Source organism: Paenibacillus intestini (genome assembly GCF_030803945.1).
Taxonomy (GTDB): Bacteria; Bacillota; Bacilli; order Paenibacillales; family Paenibacillaceae; genus Paenibacillus; species Paenibacillus polysaccharolyticus.
This window is the reverse complement of the sequence record NZ_JAURUN010000008.1, coordinates 152,647-169,118: the sequence shown is the minus strand read 5'-3', so window position 1 is coordinate 169,118 and position 16,472 is coordinate 152,647. Positions and strand designations below refer to the sequence as shown.

At 49.2% G+C, this 16,472-nt stretch carries 15 protein-coding genes; 1 reads left to right on the top strand and 14 read right to left on the bottom strand.

Annotated elements, in window-relative coordinates; all coding sequences use genetic code 11:
• The first annotated feature begins 55 nt into the window (after positions 1-55).
• Positions 56-1,174 (top strand): helix-turn-helix transcriptional regulator, encoded by a 1,119-nt coding sequence (locus tag J2T16_RS20410; RefSeq protein ID WP_336121954.1) that lies wholly within the window; start codon positions 56-58, stop codon positions 1,172-1,174.
• A 716-nt stretch (positions 1,175-1,890) separates the two neighbouring features.
• On the opposite strand, the gene J2T16_RS20405 is transcribed toward J2T16_RS20410, so the two are convergent.
• From J2T16_RS20405 to J2T16_RS20340, 14 genes are all read right to left on the bottom strand, one after another.
• Positions 1,891-2,232, bottom strand: a complete 342-nt coding sequence (locus J2T16_RS20405; protein WP_336121953.1) for a DUF3024 domain-containing protein — start codon at positions 2,230-2,232, stop codon at positions 1,891-1,893.
• Positions 2,233-2,269: 37 nt separating this feature from the next.
• Positions 2,270-2,539 (bottom strand): 30S ribosomal protein S14, encoded by a 270-nt coding sequence (rpsN, locus tag J2T16_RS20400; RefSeq protein ID WP_154985026.1) that lies wholly within the window; start codon positions 2,537-2,539, stop codon positions 2,270-2,272.
• Positions 2,540-2,587: 48 nt separating this feature from the next.
• Positions 2,588-3,784 carry a GTP-binding protein gene (locus J2T16_RS20395; RefSeq protein WP_336121952.1) on the bottom strand — a complete coding sequence of 399 codons (1,197 nt, stop codon included), beginning with the start codon at positions 3,782-3,784 and terminating at the stop codon, positions 2,588-2,590.
• A 296-nt stretch (positions 3,785-4,080) separates the two neighbouring features.
• Positions 4,081-5,313 carry a staphylopine family metallophore export MFS transporter CntE gene (cntE, locus tag J2T16_RS20390; protein WP_253491628.1) on the bottom strand — a complete coding sequence of 411 codons (1,233 nt, stop codon included), beginning with the start codon at positions 5,311-5,313 and terminating at the stop codon, positions 4,081-4,083.
• A 51-nt stretch (positions 5,314-5,364) separates the two neighbouring features.
• Complete coding sequence (gene cntE, locus J2T16_RS20385) at positions 5,365-6,558, bottom strand: staphylopine family metallophore export MFS transporter CntE (protein WP_154891021.1); 1,194 nt, start codon at positions 6,556-6,558, stop codon at positions 5,365-5,367.
• A gap of 50 nt (positions 6,559-6,608) precedes the next feature.
• Entirely contained in the window at positions 6,609-7,361 is a 753-nt protein-coding gene (locus J2T16_RS20380; protein ID WP_154891022.1) for an ABC transporter ATP-binding protein, read from the bottom strand.
• Positions 7,362-8,171: a staphylopine uptake ABC transporter ATP-binding protein CntD gene (cntD, locus tag J2T16_RS20375; protein ID WP_499019130.1), complete on the bottom strand. Its 810-nt coding sequence runs from the start codon at positions 8,169-8,171 to the stop codon at positions 7,362-7,364.
• On the bottom strand, positions 8,152-9,048 hold the full coding sequence (gene cntC, locus J2T16_RS20370) for a staphylopine uptake ABC transporter permease subunit CntC (RefSeq protein WP_499019129.1): 897 nt from the start codon (positions 9,046-9,048) through the stop codon (positions 8,152-8,154). The genes cntD and cntC overlap by 20 nt, the downstream gene beginning before the upstream one ends.
• Positions 9,048-9,980 carry a nickel/cobalt ABC transporter permease gene (gene opp1B / locus J2T16_RS20365; RefSeq protein ID WP_308723093.1) on the bottom strand — a complete coding sequence of 311 codons (933 nt, stop codon included), beginning with the start codon at positions 9,978-9,980 and terminating at the stop codon, positions 9,048-9,050. Before opp1B ends, cntC begins: the two co-directional genes overlap by 1 nt.
• Positions 9,981-9,992: 12 nt before the next feature.
• Positions 9,993-11,645 (bottom strand): staphylopine-dependent metal ABC transporter substrate-binding lipoprotein, encoded by a 1,653-nt coding sequence (gene cntA, locus J2T16_RS20360; RefSeq protein WP_499019128.1) that lies wholly within the window; start codon positions 11,643-11,645, stop codon positions 9,993-9,995.
• A gap of 133 nt (positions 11,646-11,778) precedes the next feature.
• Positions 11,779-13,080 carry an opine metallophore biosynthesis dehydrogenase gene (locus J2T16_RS20355; protein ID WP_308723091.1) on the bottom strand — a complete coding sequence of 434 codons (1,302 nt, stop codon included), beginning with the start codon at positions 13,078-13,080 and terminating at the stop codon, positions 11,779-11,781.
• A gap of 51 nt (positions 13,081-13,131) precedes the next feature.
• Positions 13,132-13,926 carry a methyltransferase domain-containing protein gene (locus tag J2T16_RS20350; protein ID WP_253491595.1) on the bottom strand — a complete coding sequence of 265 codons (795 nt, stop codon included), beginning with the start codon at positions 13,924-13,926 and terminating at the stop codon, positions 13,132-13,134.
• Between the two features lie 60 nt (positions 13,927-13,986).
• On the bottom strand, positions 13,987-14,853 hold the full coding sequence (locus J2T16_RS20345; RefSeq protein WP_253491593.1) for a histidine racemase CntK family protein: 867 nt from the start codon (positions 14,851-14,853) through the stop codon (positions 13,987-13,989).
• Positions 14,854-15,196: 343 nt separating this feature from the next.
• Positions 15,197-16,414, bottom strand: a complete 1,218-nt coding sequence (locus J2T16_RS20340) for an amidohydrolase (protein ID WP_154985037.1) — start codon at positions 16,412-16,414, stop codon at positions 15,197-15,199.
• Between the last annotated feature and the right edge of the window lie 58 nt (positions 16,415-16,472).

Below are 16,472 nucleotides of genomic sequence, written 5' to 3'. Positions count from 1 at the left end.
GGGTTTTAATATAAAATTTTAACGCCTTTATAATATAGAGGGAGGTTCTTCACTAATGACGGAGGAGCAATCCTACACAACCGAAGAAATAGCCAAGCTGCTTAAAATATCCAAACTAACTGTCTATGATTTGATCAAAAAGGGAGACCTTGTCGCCTACCGTGTGGGCAAACAGATGCGCATCGATGCTGCCGATCTGGATGCTTACAAACGCCGTTCCAAGCAACTCCAGTCCCCGGCACAGGCGAGGCCAAATGTATTGCCTGGAACGACAACAACCGAGCAACTATCGACCGAGGCTGTCCAGAAGCATAGCCCAGTTGCTGGCTTATCCACAGTCACGGATCAAAGTGAGTCTCAGCATGCGATGACATCTAATCATAGGATAGCGTCCCCTTCTCCAATGATTGCTGCACCTTCATTCGCTAGTTCTTCGGCTAGCTACAGTCAGAACATCGCGGGTGCGGCGCGACATCTCGTTATAACGGGTCAGGATGTCAGTCTGGATATTCTGATGCGTCATATGGAGAAGCAATCCCGAGACATTCGTCCTCTTCGCTCCTTCATGGGTAGTCTGGATGGGCTAATCTCGATGTATCGGGGGGAGTCCGACCTGGTCAGCACTCATCTGCTGGACGGAGACACGGGGGAGTATAATCTTCCCTATATCCGCAAAATTTTAACAGGCTGGTCCTGTGTCGTTGTCAATCTGCTGTCTCGCCCTGCCGGTCTATATGTTCCACGCGGTAATCCCCGTCAATTGAACGACTGGACCGATCTAAACCAATCTAACCTGCGCCTCGCGAATCGGGAAAAAGGTTCTGGCGCCAGAGTGCTGCTGGACGAGCAGTTACGGCTACACGGGATTTCTGCTGCTGGACTACTCGGATATGATGTGGAGGAAACAAGTCATATGGGCGTCGCAGCCAAAGTCAGCTCCGGCGAAGCCGATGTAGGTGTCGGCATAGAGAAGGCCGCTCGCCTTGTCGGGCAAGTCGATTTCATTCCTCTCGTGCAGGAGCGCTACGACTTGGTCATGCTGAGAAAACAGGGGAACGAGGCCTGGATTGAATCCGTTCTGCACATCCTCCGATCTCCAGAGTTCAGACAAGAACTGCGAGCATTTGAAGGATATGACGTATCGCGTACGGGCGAAGTGTTATTCGAGGCATAGCTGTGGGAGAGGTGAGTAGCTTGGAGTGTGTACGAATGAAGGAGGAGTTGTGAACGGGGATAGAGGGGGAAGGATGGCAGTGTGTAGATAGTAGCATGGTTGTATGGTTGTACGGTTGTACGGTCTACGGTGGCAGGAAACCCGTGTACTCTAGTACGTTCAATGTCTTCTCTTCAACAAATGACTGCTACTCCACCTGCACTTCCTAACGCTAACGATCACCACAGAGCTTATTTAGCCACATTTCGCAGTTTGAAAAATCTAACGATCATCAGGGAGCTTATTCGGCTGAATAACACCGATTTTCCCACCAAAAGTGCTAATTCTAGCAAAATAACGCTTCTACGGATCGTTAGAATTTCAAACCCGCTTTTTTGAGATGAATAGCGTTTCTGGGGATCGTTAGAATTTTGGACTAGAAAATTTCAGGTGCACGAGTCGGGCCTACTGCAGCAGTTTCATTCACATACTCCACTTGTTCGCACCATCAGCTGTTCCACCTACTCTCTCACTTCTCTTCTTTCTACCAGCCTGTTCCAGTGTCTAACATTATGGTATTCCATCTCCGTATGTGCAATCTTCCACCATAAACAAACAAAAAGAGGACCCCAATCGTTGTTCACGATTTCGATCCCCGTATAGCCAATGCGAGCTTCTCCAGTTATTTTAGTTATTCCAGTTATTTCAGTTCTATTACCAAGCGCATCATTATTTGTTTAATCACGTTCGCGCCAAAACATCCCGGATTCATCACGTTCCACTTGCTCCAACGCATCCTCGAAATCGAAACATGGCACAACAATGTCCGCCGGACTCCAGCTGTGCTGATCATCGCTAGCGTACACCTTCCACTGGTTTCCCTCCCAGTAAAAGCGAGCGATCGGCATTCGCTCCCACTGATGTCGTTGTCCAGCAGGACGTTCTTCATTGAGAATCAACTCATTATCCTTCATCTCGTAGGTTAACTTCACCATCGTCCGTAGCTCTGCCGGTACTTTCTCATGGACATAACCGTTCATCAAGGATACAATGCGCCGCTGCGTAAACATATCCAACATGGGAGAGACCTCCTTATCGAGTACTCCGCTTATCATCTTACCAGCTGGACTTAGTAACACCCGGAATCTGACCTTGATGAGCCAGTTCACGGAATTTGATCCGGGAAACTTTGAATTTGCGCAGATATCCACGCGGACGACCAGTGATCTCGCAACGACTTTTTAATCGCGTTGGTGATGCGTTACGGGGCAACTTTTGCAGCGCCTCATAATCACCTTTTTTCTTCAGTTCCCGGCGTAGATCCGCATACTTCGCTACGATTGCCTGACGTTGTTTCTCACGCACGACCTTTGATTTTTTAGCCATCTTCAACAGCTCCTTATCCTCTTAAGTTTTGTATAGTATTTGATTAATTCACACAGCCTCGACAGGCCACGGTAACGGATTTTCAAAATGTCCCCAATCCGCCAGCATCTCTTCATCGCTGAGCAGACATTGATCCAGTTCATCTTCAATGATGGAACGCTCCATATCAATGCCGATCATGACCAGTTCCGTTTGGCGATCGCCCCACTCGGCATCCCATTTTGCAACCACATCCGGCTCTGTCCGCAAAATCTCTTGCTTGTCCGCTTCCGACAGCGCGGCAACCCAATGTCCGGCAGGCCCAAACTGAATGGATGGCCCCGCCTGACTCAGACTGGCAGCCACATCTCCTTCAGCGGCAAGCCATACCAGCCCTTTGGCACGTACAACCTCTTCCGGCCAGTAGCTCATGAAATCAGCCAGACGGGAAGGATGGAACGGCTTCCTGCGGCGGTACACAAATGATCCGATACCGTATTCTTCGGTCTCAGGTGTGTGGGACTCTTTTTCCAACTCCTGAATCCAGCCAGCCGACATGCTCACTTTCTCAAAATCAAACCGTCCCGTATTCAGAATCTCTACCGGGTTCACCTGTCCGTTCACCGTACGAATGATTTTGGCACTCGGCTGCAACTTGCGGATAATACCCTCCAGTTTGTGAAGCTCCGCTTCTTCCACAAGGTCACACTTGTTCAGCAACAACACATCACAGGTTTCGATCTGATCAATGAGCAAATCCACTACATCACGGGTATCGTCTTCCCCGGTTGCCTGATTCCGATCCAGCAAGCTTTGTCCCGAAGCATAGTCATGCCAGAAACGGTTAGCATCAACGACAGTCACGAGACAATCTAGCTTCGCCAATCGTGTCAGATCGATGCCCGTCTCTTCATCGGCGTATGTAAATGTCTGTGCCACCGGAACAGGTTCGCTGATGCCTGTCGACTCAATCAGGATGTAGTCATACTTGCCTTCGTTTACGAGCTTTTCAATCTCCTGCATTAGATCATCACGAAGAGTGCAGCAAATGCAACCGTTAGACATTTCCACCAGTTTCTCTTCGGTACGAGAGAGTGTAGCCTCCCCTTTCACCATCGCCGCATCAATGTTGACCTCACTCATGTCGTTCACGATCACAGCGACTTTCAGCCCTTGCCGATTGTGCAACACATGATTCAGAACCGTCGTTTTGCCTGACCCAAGGTAACCGCTGAGAACGGTCACCGGTATTTGCTTTTGTGTCATATAGATCTACTCCTTATAGGTACAGTTCACCTTGATCGATGGATTTCCGAATCTAATAGTAATAATTACGATTAACAACAATGACTATAATCCTGCCTGACGCCATTGTCAAATCTTTTTTCGTATCTCGTGTAAAAAATAATTAAAAAAAGCTTATGAATCCCCTGCACATTCGCATCCATGATGCGCTTCGCAGAAGAACCATAAGCTTTAACTGTACCGTCTCATTACCGTCTCATTTATAGCTCTACACCTAAATCTACATCGTACCTCTGCCTTTCCTTCAGCCTTCCAACTCAATTCACTGATGTAGAAATAACCTTATTCCCGGCTTCCATCCGCTGTCTGAAAAGCACCACGACAATCAATGCCGCAACAGAGAGCATCGTACAAACGGTAAACATCACGGAATAAGAGCTAATCTGTACCACAACGCCCATCGCCAGCCCGCCCAGTGAAAAACCGAGATCATACGAGGACATAAATATGCCCATAAGCACATACCTCGAATCCGCAGGCAATACAAAGGACAAATACGTGGTCAGCGTTGGATACAATAAAGCTAGGGCAAAACCGCTAAACACCGCAGAGATATACACAAATGGCCCCAGCATATCCATCAGGCTAAGCAGCTGTGTCCCCAGTGCCGCAGATAACATCAGACCTGCCATAAGCCACGTATTCCAGCTGCCGTCTGACGGTATTTTTTTGCGCAAAATGAATCGGCACAGGATCACCACGAGACCCTGAATCGTCAAAAAGATACCCGCGCTCGCCATACCAGTCGATACCATATATAGCGGAAGAAAGGTCGCTGTCGCACCAAATACACAGGATGCAAACAGCATCACCACACTGCTGACGAGCAGGGGTGTACTGCGCCAGATGCCACTGAACGAGCGAAGCATATCCCCCAGCGTATACGTTTTGTTCTGCACCGTACTCTGTGGTAAATCCACCTTGTATCCGAGCAACAAGGGGAGTGCCGCCAGTCCAATCATCAACAGCGTGAACGCCAGCTCACTGGCGTTTTGCCAGATTTGCACGGCCAGAATCGGGATGACTAGCGAAGGCACCATCGTAAACAGGGTGTACATCGCCAGGCCTTGCGCACGATCCTTATCCTCCAGTCTTTCTACAATGCCTGCCTGCATCGTCATTGAGAAAAATGCGGTCGCCACGCCCTGCAATGCCCGTAGCCACAGGTACGTTTCCACCCCGGACACGATAAACAGTAGCAACGTCCCGGCATGTAACATCAGCAGCCATCGCATAACCCGGAGCGGTCCATATTTGCCCAGCATCTGTGCAGCAAATGGTCGCAATAGCATACAGGTGAACATGTAACTGCCCATCATCAGACCAATTTCAGCCTGATTTAACCCGGCGGCTTCACTACGCAAAGGCAAAATAATCGTTAACGCCGCATTCGCCGCAAAAAATAAAAAAGCCAGTATGTAAAACCCGATAAAGGAAAACGATACCGGGTTTAATTTTCCACTGGATGTTTTCGTTCTAGAATCTTTCAATAGATCATACCTGCTTTCTCTAACACGTACCCACGTTCTCTGGCCGTCAGCTCATGAGGTTCTGGTAGTCGCTTTACGCCGTTCATAGGCAAAAACGATCATTACCGCTCCTAGAATAGCACAGATCGTGTACATAAATGAATAGGACGACAGATCAGCAATCGGTCCCATGACCACACCCCCGAGCGAAATGCCCAAATCAGCCGTCGCAATAAACAAACCCATGAGTACATTGCGGTTCAGCTGAGGCAAAACAAAGGACAGATACGTCGTGAGTGTTGGATACAAAATGGCTTGAGCGATTCCCATCAGAACAGCACCCAAATAAAAGAAGGGCATGCCTCCCGTAACCGAAAAACTCACACACTGCGCCGCAACTGCCAGCAACAGCATCGTGGTCATCATAAACGGTGAATGCCACTTCCCGTCCGAAGGAATGCGTTTGCGGAGTGCGATTCGAGCCAGCACCACTGTACCCGCCTGCAACATCAAGTATACGCCAGCATTGCCGCCAGGAACCTGACTTGCATACAGCGGAATAAATGTAGTGACCGCGCCAAATACCACCGATGCACTCAGCATCAGCACACAGCAACGGAACAACAATGGATTTCTCACCAGCTGTCCGAAGGACTCCCACATACTCACGTTCTGCCCGGATACATCTGCAGCCGTCTGTGTCCTCTCCTTATTTTGTTCCATCTTGGCGGTATATCCAAATACCCCCGTACAAACTGCAATCCCGATCAGCACCACTGTAAAATAATCCATGCCTCCGGTCTGCCAAACGGCTAAAGCCAGCACCGGGCCAACAATGCCCGGAATGTAGCTGAACAGCGAATAATAAGAAATGCCCTGAGAACGGTCTTTCTCCGGTAGTGCATCAATGATGCCCATCTGTAGCGCCATGGAAAAAAAGGCTGTCGATACCCCTTGCAAAATACGGGCAAGCAGATAACCGCCAAGCCCTGTAAACGTGTAGAGGATCAGTGCAAATCCATTGATTATCAGAATGATCCGCAGGATTTTGATCGGCCCGTGCTTTTGAATCATTTTGCCTGCCCACGGTCTGAAAAACATCGTGGTAAACATATACGCACCCATAATCAGCCCGATCGTCGTACTGCTCGCACCCAGGAATGCCCCCTGCAACGGAATAATCACATTCAGAATGGCATTGGCACTGAAATAGAGCAGCACCAAAATGTACAAACGCAAAAAAGGCCATGACATTGCCCCACTCACAACGGATATTCCCTCCTTTCAATCACAACCTTCTCCCCCACTTCTCCACGCTATAGTGAAATGAGATGGCTTAACAATTGTTGAGCATAGTCAGACTTTACATGTTTTAACTGATCAACCGAAACCGTTTCTTCAATCTGGCCTTCTCTGAAAAAAACAAACCTGTCGCAGATATAGGCTGCCGCCTGAATGTCGTGCGTAATGAAGACATAACTCATCTTGTACAGGCTTTTCAATGATTTCAGCAACTGCAAAACCTGAATCTGGACCGACACATCCAGCGAGCTGACGGCTTCGTCCAGTACAAGGTACTGCGGCTCTGTCGACACTGCTCTCGCGATGCAGACTCGTTGTGCTTCCCCGCCGGACAGCTCATGTGGATACTTGGGTCGGTACGATGAGTCCAGTCCAACTTGGGCAAGCAATATATCTACTTTTGCATGAATCTGTTGTCCTTGTGCTGACTTTTGGAGTGCCTTCATCGGCTCCATAATTGCATCCTGCACCGTAAGGAACGGGTTGATGGATGAGGTATAGTTTTGAAAAACTGCGCTGATGCGGCCCATCCGCACGCGCCGGTCTTTCACATCTTTTCCCTCCAGCCGGATGGCCCCGCGATCCGGGCTTTCCAGTCCCAGCATCAACCGACCCAGTGTAGATTTGCCGCTGCCACTCTCGCCAATAATGCCGAGGCATTCACCATGCCGGCATTCCAAGGTCACCTTTTTCAACACCTGCTGTCGATGCTTCGAGAATAATCCGCCTTGTGCATATGATTTTTCAACCTGCTCTACCGTTAGCATCTATGATCCCTCCTGCATCAATGCTTTGAAATGATTGCTCAGTTCCAGCCGGGTAGATACGAGATAACGGGTATAGGCATGGGTAGGCTCCTGCAAAACAGACTGCATGTTACCCTGCTCAACAATTTTCCCGTCTTTCATAACCATCACATCATCTGCAATCTTCCGCACAACGCCGAGATCATGGGAGATAAAAATCATGGAGCATCCCATACGTTCTCGCAGCTGAATCAGTTGCTCCAGCACTTCGTACTGGGAGATCGTATCCAGCGCCGTGGTTGGCTCATCCGCAATAATTAGATCCGGTTCGAGCACAAGTGCGAGTGCAATCATAATTCGTTGCAACATGCCGCCAGACAGCTGATGTGGATATTTGTTCAGAATGTCCATCGGATTTCGGAGCATGACACTTTCCATTGCGAGCCGCATTCTCCGCTCTAGCTCACGGGTATTCCAATGGTAATGCGTCTGCAACGTCTCCCGGATATGTACACCGATCATACAGGAAGGATCAAATGCACTCATGCCCTGCTGCAAAATCATACACAGCTGCTTGCCTCGTCGACGCCGCATCTCCTTTTCGGAGAGCTGATTCAGATCTGTGCCCTGAAACAGCATCTTTCCCGATTGGCGCATATTGGGCTTATTCAGCCGCATCAGCGCTCTGCATGTGACGGATTTGCCGCTGCCGCTCTCCCCAACAATCGCCATGCAACTTCCCTGCCGCACCATAAATGAACTGTCATGAACAATGGCCTGATTGGTATGGGTATCCCACACTTTCAGATGCTCAACCTCGACTATATTCATAGGCTGCCTTTCTCACCTCTCTTTCACGAGATTTATCCCGATTGTCAGGAGAGGTCATCAATTTCGGGTCTAGTGCCACCTGAAGTGCGTCCGATAAAAAGTTAAAAGCCGATACCACAACAACGATCGCAAGCCCCGGTGCAAGCATCAATTCAGGTCTGGAAAACATGACTTCTCTCGCCTCATTCAGCATCATGCCCCACTCTGCATGGGGTGCCTGAATGCCCAGACCAAGGAAAGATAGCCCCGATACCTGAAGCATCATGGAACACATTGCACCACTGGAGATTACCGCGATATCGGCAAAGGTTACCGGAATGATGTGACGTGTAATAATCGTGCAACTGGGTATGCCGGAAGCTTTGGCGAATTTCACATAATCCATGTCCGAAAACTGCATAACGGAAGTACGAATGACACGCGCAAACCAGGCCCATTTCATGCAGACAAAGGCGATCAGAATATTTTCCAGTCCCGCCCCCAAAATGCCAACCACCGCCAGCGTCATCACATACCCGGGAAAAGACAGCATAATGTCACAGATCCGCATCAACCACGCATCCACTTTACCTTTGAAATACCCTGCGGCAAATCCCGCCGCCGCACCGATCAGTACCGAGAAACCGAGTGCCGCCAGCACCCATAACACACTCGGACGGATACCGTAGATCAGTCTGGATAAGACGCATCGGCCAAGGTGGTCATTGCCTAACAGATAAGGCCAGGAAGGTGAGGCATAGCGTAGTTTCATGTTGACAGCTCCAGGGTCATGAGGTGCAACGAGAGGTGCACAGATTCCCAGAACAAGGGTCACGACAATAACGGCAAGAGAGGTCACGGCGAGTTTGTCACGGCTCAGATTTTTGAATAGTCGCATCAGATTTCCTTTCTTAAACGAGGATTAAGCGCGGCATTGATCAGGTCCGAAAGCATGTTAAATACCACAAACGTTACCGCCAAAATAAGCACATAGGCCTGAATGATCGGAAAATCCCGGCTCAGAATCGACTTTACACTTAGCCGGCCAAGCCCCGGCCACGCAAATACATTTTCAATAACAACGGTACTGCCCAGTACAATCGGAATCGCCATGCAGAAGATGGACACCGCGACTTGCAAGGAGTTACGCAGGATGTGCAGCATGACCTTCCGCTCGCTAAGGCCGCTCGCGCGCGCATATAACACATAATCCTCATTCATGTTGCTTAGCATCGCACTGCGTACCGTCCGAAAATAAATGCCCGTATAACTGACCGTGATCACCAGCACAGGCAGAATGTAACTACGATAAGAATCCATGCCGCTGGTCGGCAGCAGGTCTAGTTTCACTGAAAAGTACCAGATCAGGATGGCGGCAAGCCAATAAGACGGCATCGCTGTCAGAAAAAAGGAGACGCCTCTGACCGATTGATCAAGCAACTTCCCTTCTTTCAAAGCACATAGTAAGCCAAGTAATATGGATAACAGGATGATGAAGACGGATGACACCAGCGTAAGCTTTAACGTATTCAGTAAAGCCGGCCCGATTAAAGACCACACCGACTCACCGGACACGTAAGAATATCCGAAGTCAAACTGTACAACGGCCGCCATCCAGTCCATATAACGAACGAGGAAAGGCTGGTTAAAACCCAGCGCTTCATTCGTTTGAGCGATCAGTTCATCGGTGATCTGCGGTACATCCTGAGCCTGTAGGACAACGACGGCCGGGTCGAGTGGGGAAAGATTGATCAACAGAAAAGTAATTAACGAAATGACGACCAGCAAAGGGATGGTCAGCAGCAGTCGTTTGGCAATATAACTTCCCATATCCCTCCCCCTCTACTCGAATTTCATCTTTTCAAAAGGCAATTCATACTGTGTCTGTATAAAGGTAATGCCTTGCAGGCGTTTCGGAGCAACAATGGTGACACGCCCGTTCGTAAGCGGGATGAACACCGCTTCATCATGTACTATGTTTAAAATATCCGCATAAAGTGCTTTTCTCGATTCCCCATGTTGAGATGCGGTTGTTGAGTCATCGTCGGTCGAGCTCATCACCTGATCGATTTTCCGATACAGTTCATGCGCTTCGGCAATGCCACTTGTCGTATGTTTGTACGCCGAATCCGATGTAAACGCGGCGATGGTGCTCTGCGGGTCATACGCTAGTCCCCAGGTCTGGTTGAACAACAGGTCATATTCCCCGGTCGCTCTTCGGTTCGCAATGGAAGAGGACTCCTCACCTGTCAGATCAAGCTCCATACCGATCTCTTTCATCGCATATTGGATGAACTCCGCCTGCATTTTCTGTGAGGACGAGTTGCTGTCGTAATACAGCTTCATCGCTAAAGGTTTGCCGTTCTTTGTACGCACCGTCTTGCCCTCTGCCAAAGTCCAGCCTGCCTGATCCAGCAGACGTTTAGCTGCTTCCGGATCATACGTTCGAACCTTTAGATCGACATTGGCGTAGTTCACATTCGATGAAAACAACGTACTTGCTACCGTCTGCGTGCCATTAAAAATATCCTTGCTGATCGTCTCCCGATCGATACCGATCCATAACGCTTCCCGCACCGCTTTTTCATGAACCGGGCTGTTCTGCTTGCTGCTATTCGCCACAATCATCGCCGTGTTCATCGCATCACTTCGCACCACCTGATACTCACCGGATGTAGCGAGTTGATCCATCGCTTCTACATCAATGCTGTCTGCCCCGCGGTCATCCGTGAAGACAAAGTTGATCTCCCCTTTTTGCAGTGCCAAATAGGTTGTTTCTCCAGCGGGGAGCACTTTGGCCGTAATTTTCTGAATGGCAGGTATACCACCCCAGTATTCCGTATTGGCTTCAAAGGTGGCGTTTTCTTCGACCTTGTGCCCCGTCAACTTGTACGGCCCAGTCCCATGGAAACCGTTCACCCCGTCCTTGGTTCCACCATTTTTGAAATCCTTTGGTGAGATGAAGACATACGGCCTGGTCATGGACAACTCTACGAGCGTCGGATAATAGGCATCGGAAAGATCCAACTCCACGGTGTATTCATCCTTCACTTTGACATCCTTCAGCTTCGTGGAGAGCTTGATCCAGGCATGTTTCTCGGCATTGGCCTGAACCGCTTCGATATTCTGTCTGACCGCTTCGGCGTTAAATGGCTCGCCGTCATGGAACTTCACCCCTTTGCGCAGATGAAAGGTGTACGTTTTGCCATCCTTGGAGATGTCCCATGATTCAGCGAGCAATGGTTTGATTCCCTCAGCCGTGTTCTCGACCAGAGATTCGTACACCATGCCTTGCGCAGGCATCGAGCCTGTGTACAGATGCGGGTTCATATCGTTAATATCTTTCGCGGAAGCATAGATAATTTCATTATTGATCCTACCGACTGATGATGCCGCTTCGGTATTTTCCTTTGTGGCACGCTGAGCACAGCCCGATATCATCGCAATGACAGCAACCAGTGTTATAATGCGTGTAAAAGTACGCCTTTTTCTCACCATAGTTCCCCCTGATAAACAAATAAGATTCAAGCAGATCATTGCTTGTTACTCCATGCCACTTCGATTGCAGTACCATCTCGCAATACGGCTTTCTTTCAGAAAACTTTGAACTCTGCTTCTTCAGATATAACTAGACCTTACCGCCCGTAAGTCCGTTACAGATCATGCGAACATCCTGCCCAAACGACTGGATCACAAACGCGGTCGACAAACGCTGATCTGGATGTGTACGCGTCACTTCCTGAAGCTTTGCTTCATATGTGGCAATGAAATGATCTATCGTTGGACAGGCGACATTCACATGTCTCGCGATGCCCTGAATCATTTTGATGCGGTAATAGTCTTCCTTGGGCATTCTCGGAACGTCGAGTTCACCCTCGCGGTTTATAAATATTCGGCGGAACGGAACTGCGGAGAAGTCAAAATATGTGCCGTTAGCATCCGGTTCCGAGAACGGATCAATCAATAATGAGGCGTACCGTATGTATAATAAAAACTCCTGATGGATAGCCTCGAATTGATCAAATTGCTCGATATCCTGACGTGATAAACTCTCTGATCGAACCGGATAATTGTCATCCGTCATAAACTGCAGCAGGTTTACTCCCTGAATATGAAGTCTGTCTGTAATCTGCCGGATCTCCTGCCACTGTGACCGCATACTGCGAATGAGCGCGGGTGTAATCGGCCCTTCGGGATAAAGCTTGTAAACATACTTTTGAACACGTTGCTCACCAAAAATCACTTCTAGCGAAAAATCATTCATAAAAAGCGGTGGATGAACGTAGAGCGAAATATTTCTTGTTTCGGCTTCCAGTGGGGAAGACATGACGGCGAGTGAAATATGCAACCGCTCAAATAACTCGCTTAATTGCTGTACATAGGTTGAAGAGGGAACCGTGGAGCCGATGTAAACCTTCCTTTTGACTCCCGTGGTGATCACTTCATTGGACGGTTGTTCATGCACCCAGCGGGTATCGCCCAGATAGGTGGAGAAGCTGATGATTTCCGGGGATACATTCCGCTCAAGCAAATACTGGCTCACCAGAAGACTGGAACCGAAGGTTGGGGAAACCAAAACAACGAATTTCAGTTGTTTAACGAATTCATCATTGATTTCTTGGAGTACATCGATATAAGCATCGGTGGTGACTGCCAATATCAGCGTATCCCACTCCCCTTCAAGGGTGTTGTATCCCTTAAACACCTGATCCACCGTACATTCCCCTGCCAAGGGTCGATGGTTCTCATTTTGAATCGTCACCTGAACGTGTTGCTTGCTCTGTTCCAGTGATGCAAAGAACGATGCTGACCGCACCGATTCCCTACCCGCCATACCCACGTGACAGCCCAGATGTATTTTCAAAGTTACCGCAAGCTGAATGGACACAGGACCCGTGCCGCATAACAGAACTCTTTCAACGCCGCTCATATATACCTCCCTGTAAAAAATCATAGACCAGATTACACTTCACTCGACTTCTTACGCCTTCTGGTACAACGCGATATCGAACACATCATGCGGGCGCAAAATGTTGTCTGCGAGCCTCCATTTACTACCGTCCGTCTCTTTCATAGGATAATTAAACAGTGATTTCAACTCATTGCCGTACCGCATAGCTACAACGACTTGTTCATTGGTCAATGCATATAATTGATCGAGCAAGTCATACTTGTTAGCCACCGTGGAGCTGAAAATAACATGTGTCGCCTGCCTTGTATACGCCAGATCCTCCAGCAGTTGCTGCTCTAAACGAATGTTCAAGCCAGCACCGAGCTTCTCTATAACTTTTCTCCCCAGCGTAATCGCCTCTGCGTCAATATCAATGCCAACGACCTCCGCTCCGGTACGTTTAGCGATCAGTAAAGGGGTCATCGGAAACGAACCGGAACCCACCAGCAGCACTTTGGATTCAGGTGTCACCTGAAAGCTGCCAAACTCTTTGTCGATGCACTCTTCGATATTTTTAAAATAATCCGCAATCTGCACTTCTCCATCCTGCAGCTTCAATGCCCGATATTTCTCCATAATCGCGACACACTGAGCGGACTTTTGTCTTAGCGCTTGAACTAACGGATCAAGCTCCTTCAGTTCTGCTTGCCTCAACATCCCCCAAGCGATCTTGTGATCAGGGTCGGTCACAAACCGTGAATACCCGTTAATCACCGCTTCCAGTTCCGCGCTGTGCTCAAGCGTCTGATCATATCTAACCGCAAGCTTGCCAAATTGTTCGGCAAAAACACGTAGTCTCGTTTCCAAGTGGATCAACGTGATCATTCCCTCTCCTCCTCACCTTGTCATGGTCAACCATCATACATCTCAGTCTCAGGTACCTGCTCAGACCTCTACAACGCTCCTGCTCTGCTCCTGTAAGGTATCAATAAAAGCCGTGCCATAGGCAACAATGCCAACAGTTCCCTCAATCGTTATGGCCTTCACCCCTTGGCTCCCCCACTGAGCGGTCACCTTAATTGCACCTCCAGGTTGCTTGACCAACTGGGTGACTTCGCTCTGCCTAAGCCAGGCCTGATAAGCTCCTAAAGAGGCCGTACCTGATCCGCACCCTCTCTCCCAGATCAGACTATCCAGCTGCGGGACATAAATGAGGGGCGCCATCTCTTGCGTAGCAGGGTGATATAACAACACACCGATCATTTTGTCTCCCATCGTGAGTCCAAGTAACCGTGCAAGGTGTTCTGCCTTTCGCTTCATCAGGTCATCAACGTGTTGCACTTCAATCACGATGTGAATGAATTCGGCATACCGGACAATGATTATCTCCAGCTCCATACCTTCAAACGTAATCTTCCGCCGCTCGATCTGATCGGGAACAGGCATCGTAACCCGGCAATCATACCGATGCTCTCGCCGCTTCACCTGACAGCTGATCAAGCGCTCTGTGCCTGAAACATCCAGCTTGATATTCATGGACGCTTGCTTCTCCAGCCCTGCTTCTGCTGCAATATGAGCTGCCAGCGCCATACAAGCATTGCCACAAAACTCTCCTCCTGCCATCTCCAGGCGGGCAACGGCTTCTGGTCTTCGTGTCTGCTTGATGAACCCGACTTGTTCAGCGTGAACATGATCATAAGACATCAGGCTGGAAGCGATATCACTGTAATGTTCGGATGCGTGATCCGTTCTCACCAGAAGGGTCATGTTCTGTGTCGGACTACATTTGATAAAATCAATCTCTTGTTTCATCGCGGCGGCGGCTCCTGTTCTTTGGATTCGAATTGAAGTTCTCCGTTGCATATTTCGACATTAATAGTAATAATTACGATTAAAGGACGAGAAAAATATAGCACACTCATTGGGGGTCGTCAACAAATATTTCCATCTATACCTGTTGTACAACCGGATTTTATGCGTACACTCCGGTGTTAGAATAACCGAAAAGTTCCTGCGGATTGCCCGATTTTTTGAACATAAAACAAAATAGAGCTGACGACTAGCGCCAGCTCTGAAACAAATGTTACAGATCGAGAATAGGAATATATTTTGAATTCAAAATTAAAAGTCCAACTTTTTTCAACATCACTGCCATTTAGGCTTGCAGACGTTTCAAAGCCTGTTCAGCCAGCTCTGCCAGCAGATGTGCACCAATTGGCAAAGCCTGCTCATCTACATCAAAGCCCGGATGATGCCACTCGTGCGGGCCCGATGTCCCGAGAAAGAGGAACAGGCCCGGCACTTCTTTTTGATAAAAGGAAAAATCCTCTCCTGCCGGCGAAGGCAGTGGTCTGACACGATTCAACCCAAGTTCACTCACGACTTGTTCTGCGTCCAATGCCAGCGATGCATCATTGACCACAGCAGGTGGCCCTTGAATCCAGCGTACCGTCGCCGTTGTGCCGTAGGCTGCAGCCACACCAGCTACGACCTGGTTGAAACGTTCCCGGATACGGGCGCGCACCTTCTCGTCAAATGTGCGCACTGTGCCGTCAAGTATCGCTTCCTCCGGAATAACGTTCCAGGCTGTACCGCTGTTTATTTTCGTAACGCTGAGTACAGCACTCTCCTGAGCACCTACATTCCGACTGACAATGGCTTGCAATGCGGTAACGATATGTGCAGCAACCACAATCGGATCGATGCCTGCTTCAGGTACAGCCGCATGGGTGCCCACCCCTTGCACTTTAACGACAAATCCATCCGCTGCCGCCATCAATGCACCTTCGCGAATACCCACTGTGCCTACTCGCAGATCCGGTTTATTGTGTAAACCAAATATAGCCTGAACATCGGCGAGTGCGCCGCTCTGGATAACTTGGCGGGCACCTGTTGCCTTCTCTTCTGACGGTTGAAAAATCAATCGCACCTTCCCGGGCAAACTGGATTCACGCTGTCTCAGCAACCGTGCAGCTCCAATCAAAATAGCGGTGTGCGCATCGTGCCCGCATGCATGCATTCGGCCCGCAATCTGCGAAGCAAACTCCAGCTTGGTTTCCTCCTGAATAGGCAAGGCATCAATGTCCGCTCGTAGCGCTACGACAGGGCCACTTCCCTGCCCTACCTCAGCAACAAGCCCTGTTCGCAGTTTATACTCATCGGCAAGGCGAACGCCTTCCTCCTCCAGCCAGCTGCGAATGGCTGCTGTTGTTTCCTTTTCCTCACCAGAAAGCTCCGGGTTGCGATGAAGATGCCGTCGAATTGCGGTCAGATGTGCCGCGAACTCCTGCTTTTGCTCGCTCTGCTCAACTTGCTGTTGCTCTTCCTCCGGCTGCAAAAGCTGTTCTCTCGTCTGCTCCAGATCACTTTTCATCTTGAGCCCTCCTTTCATGCTTAATTTATCCAATCTATAACGGTGAAATCTGATTCGC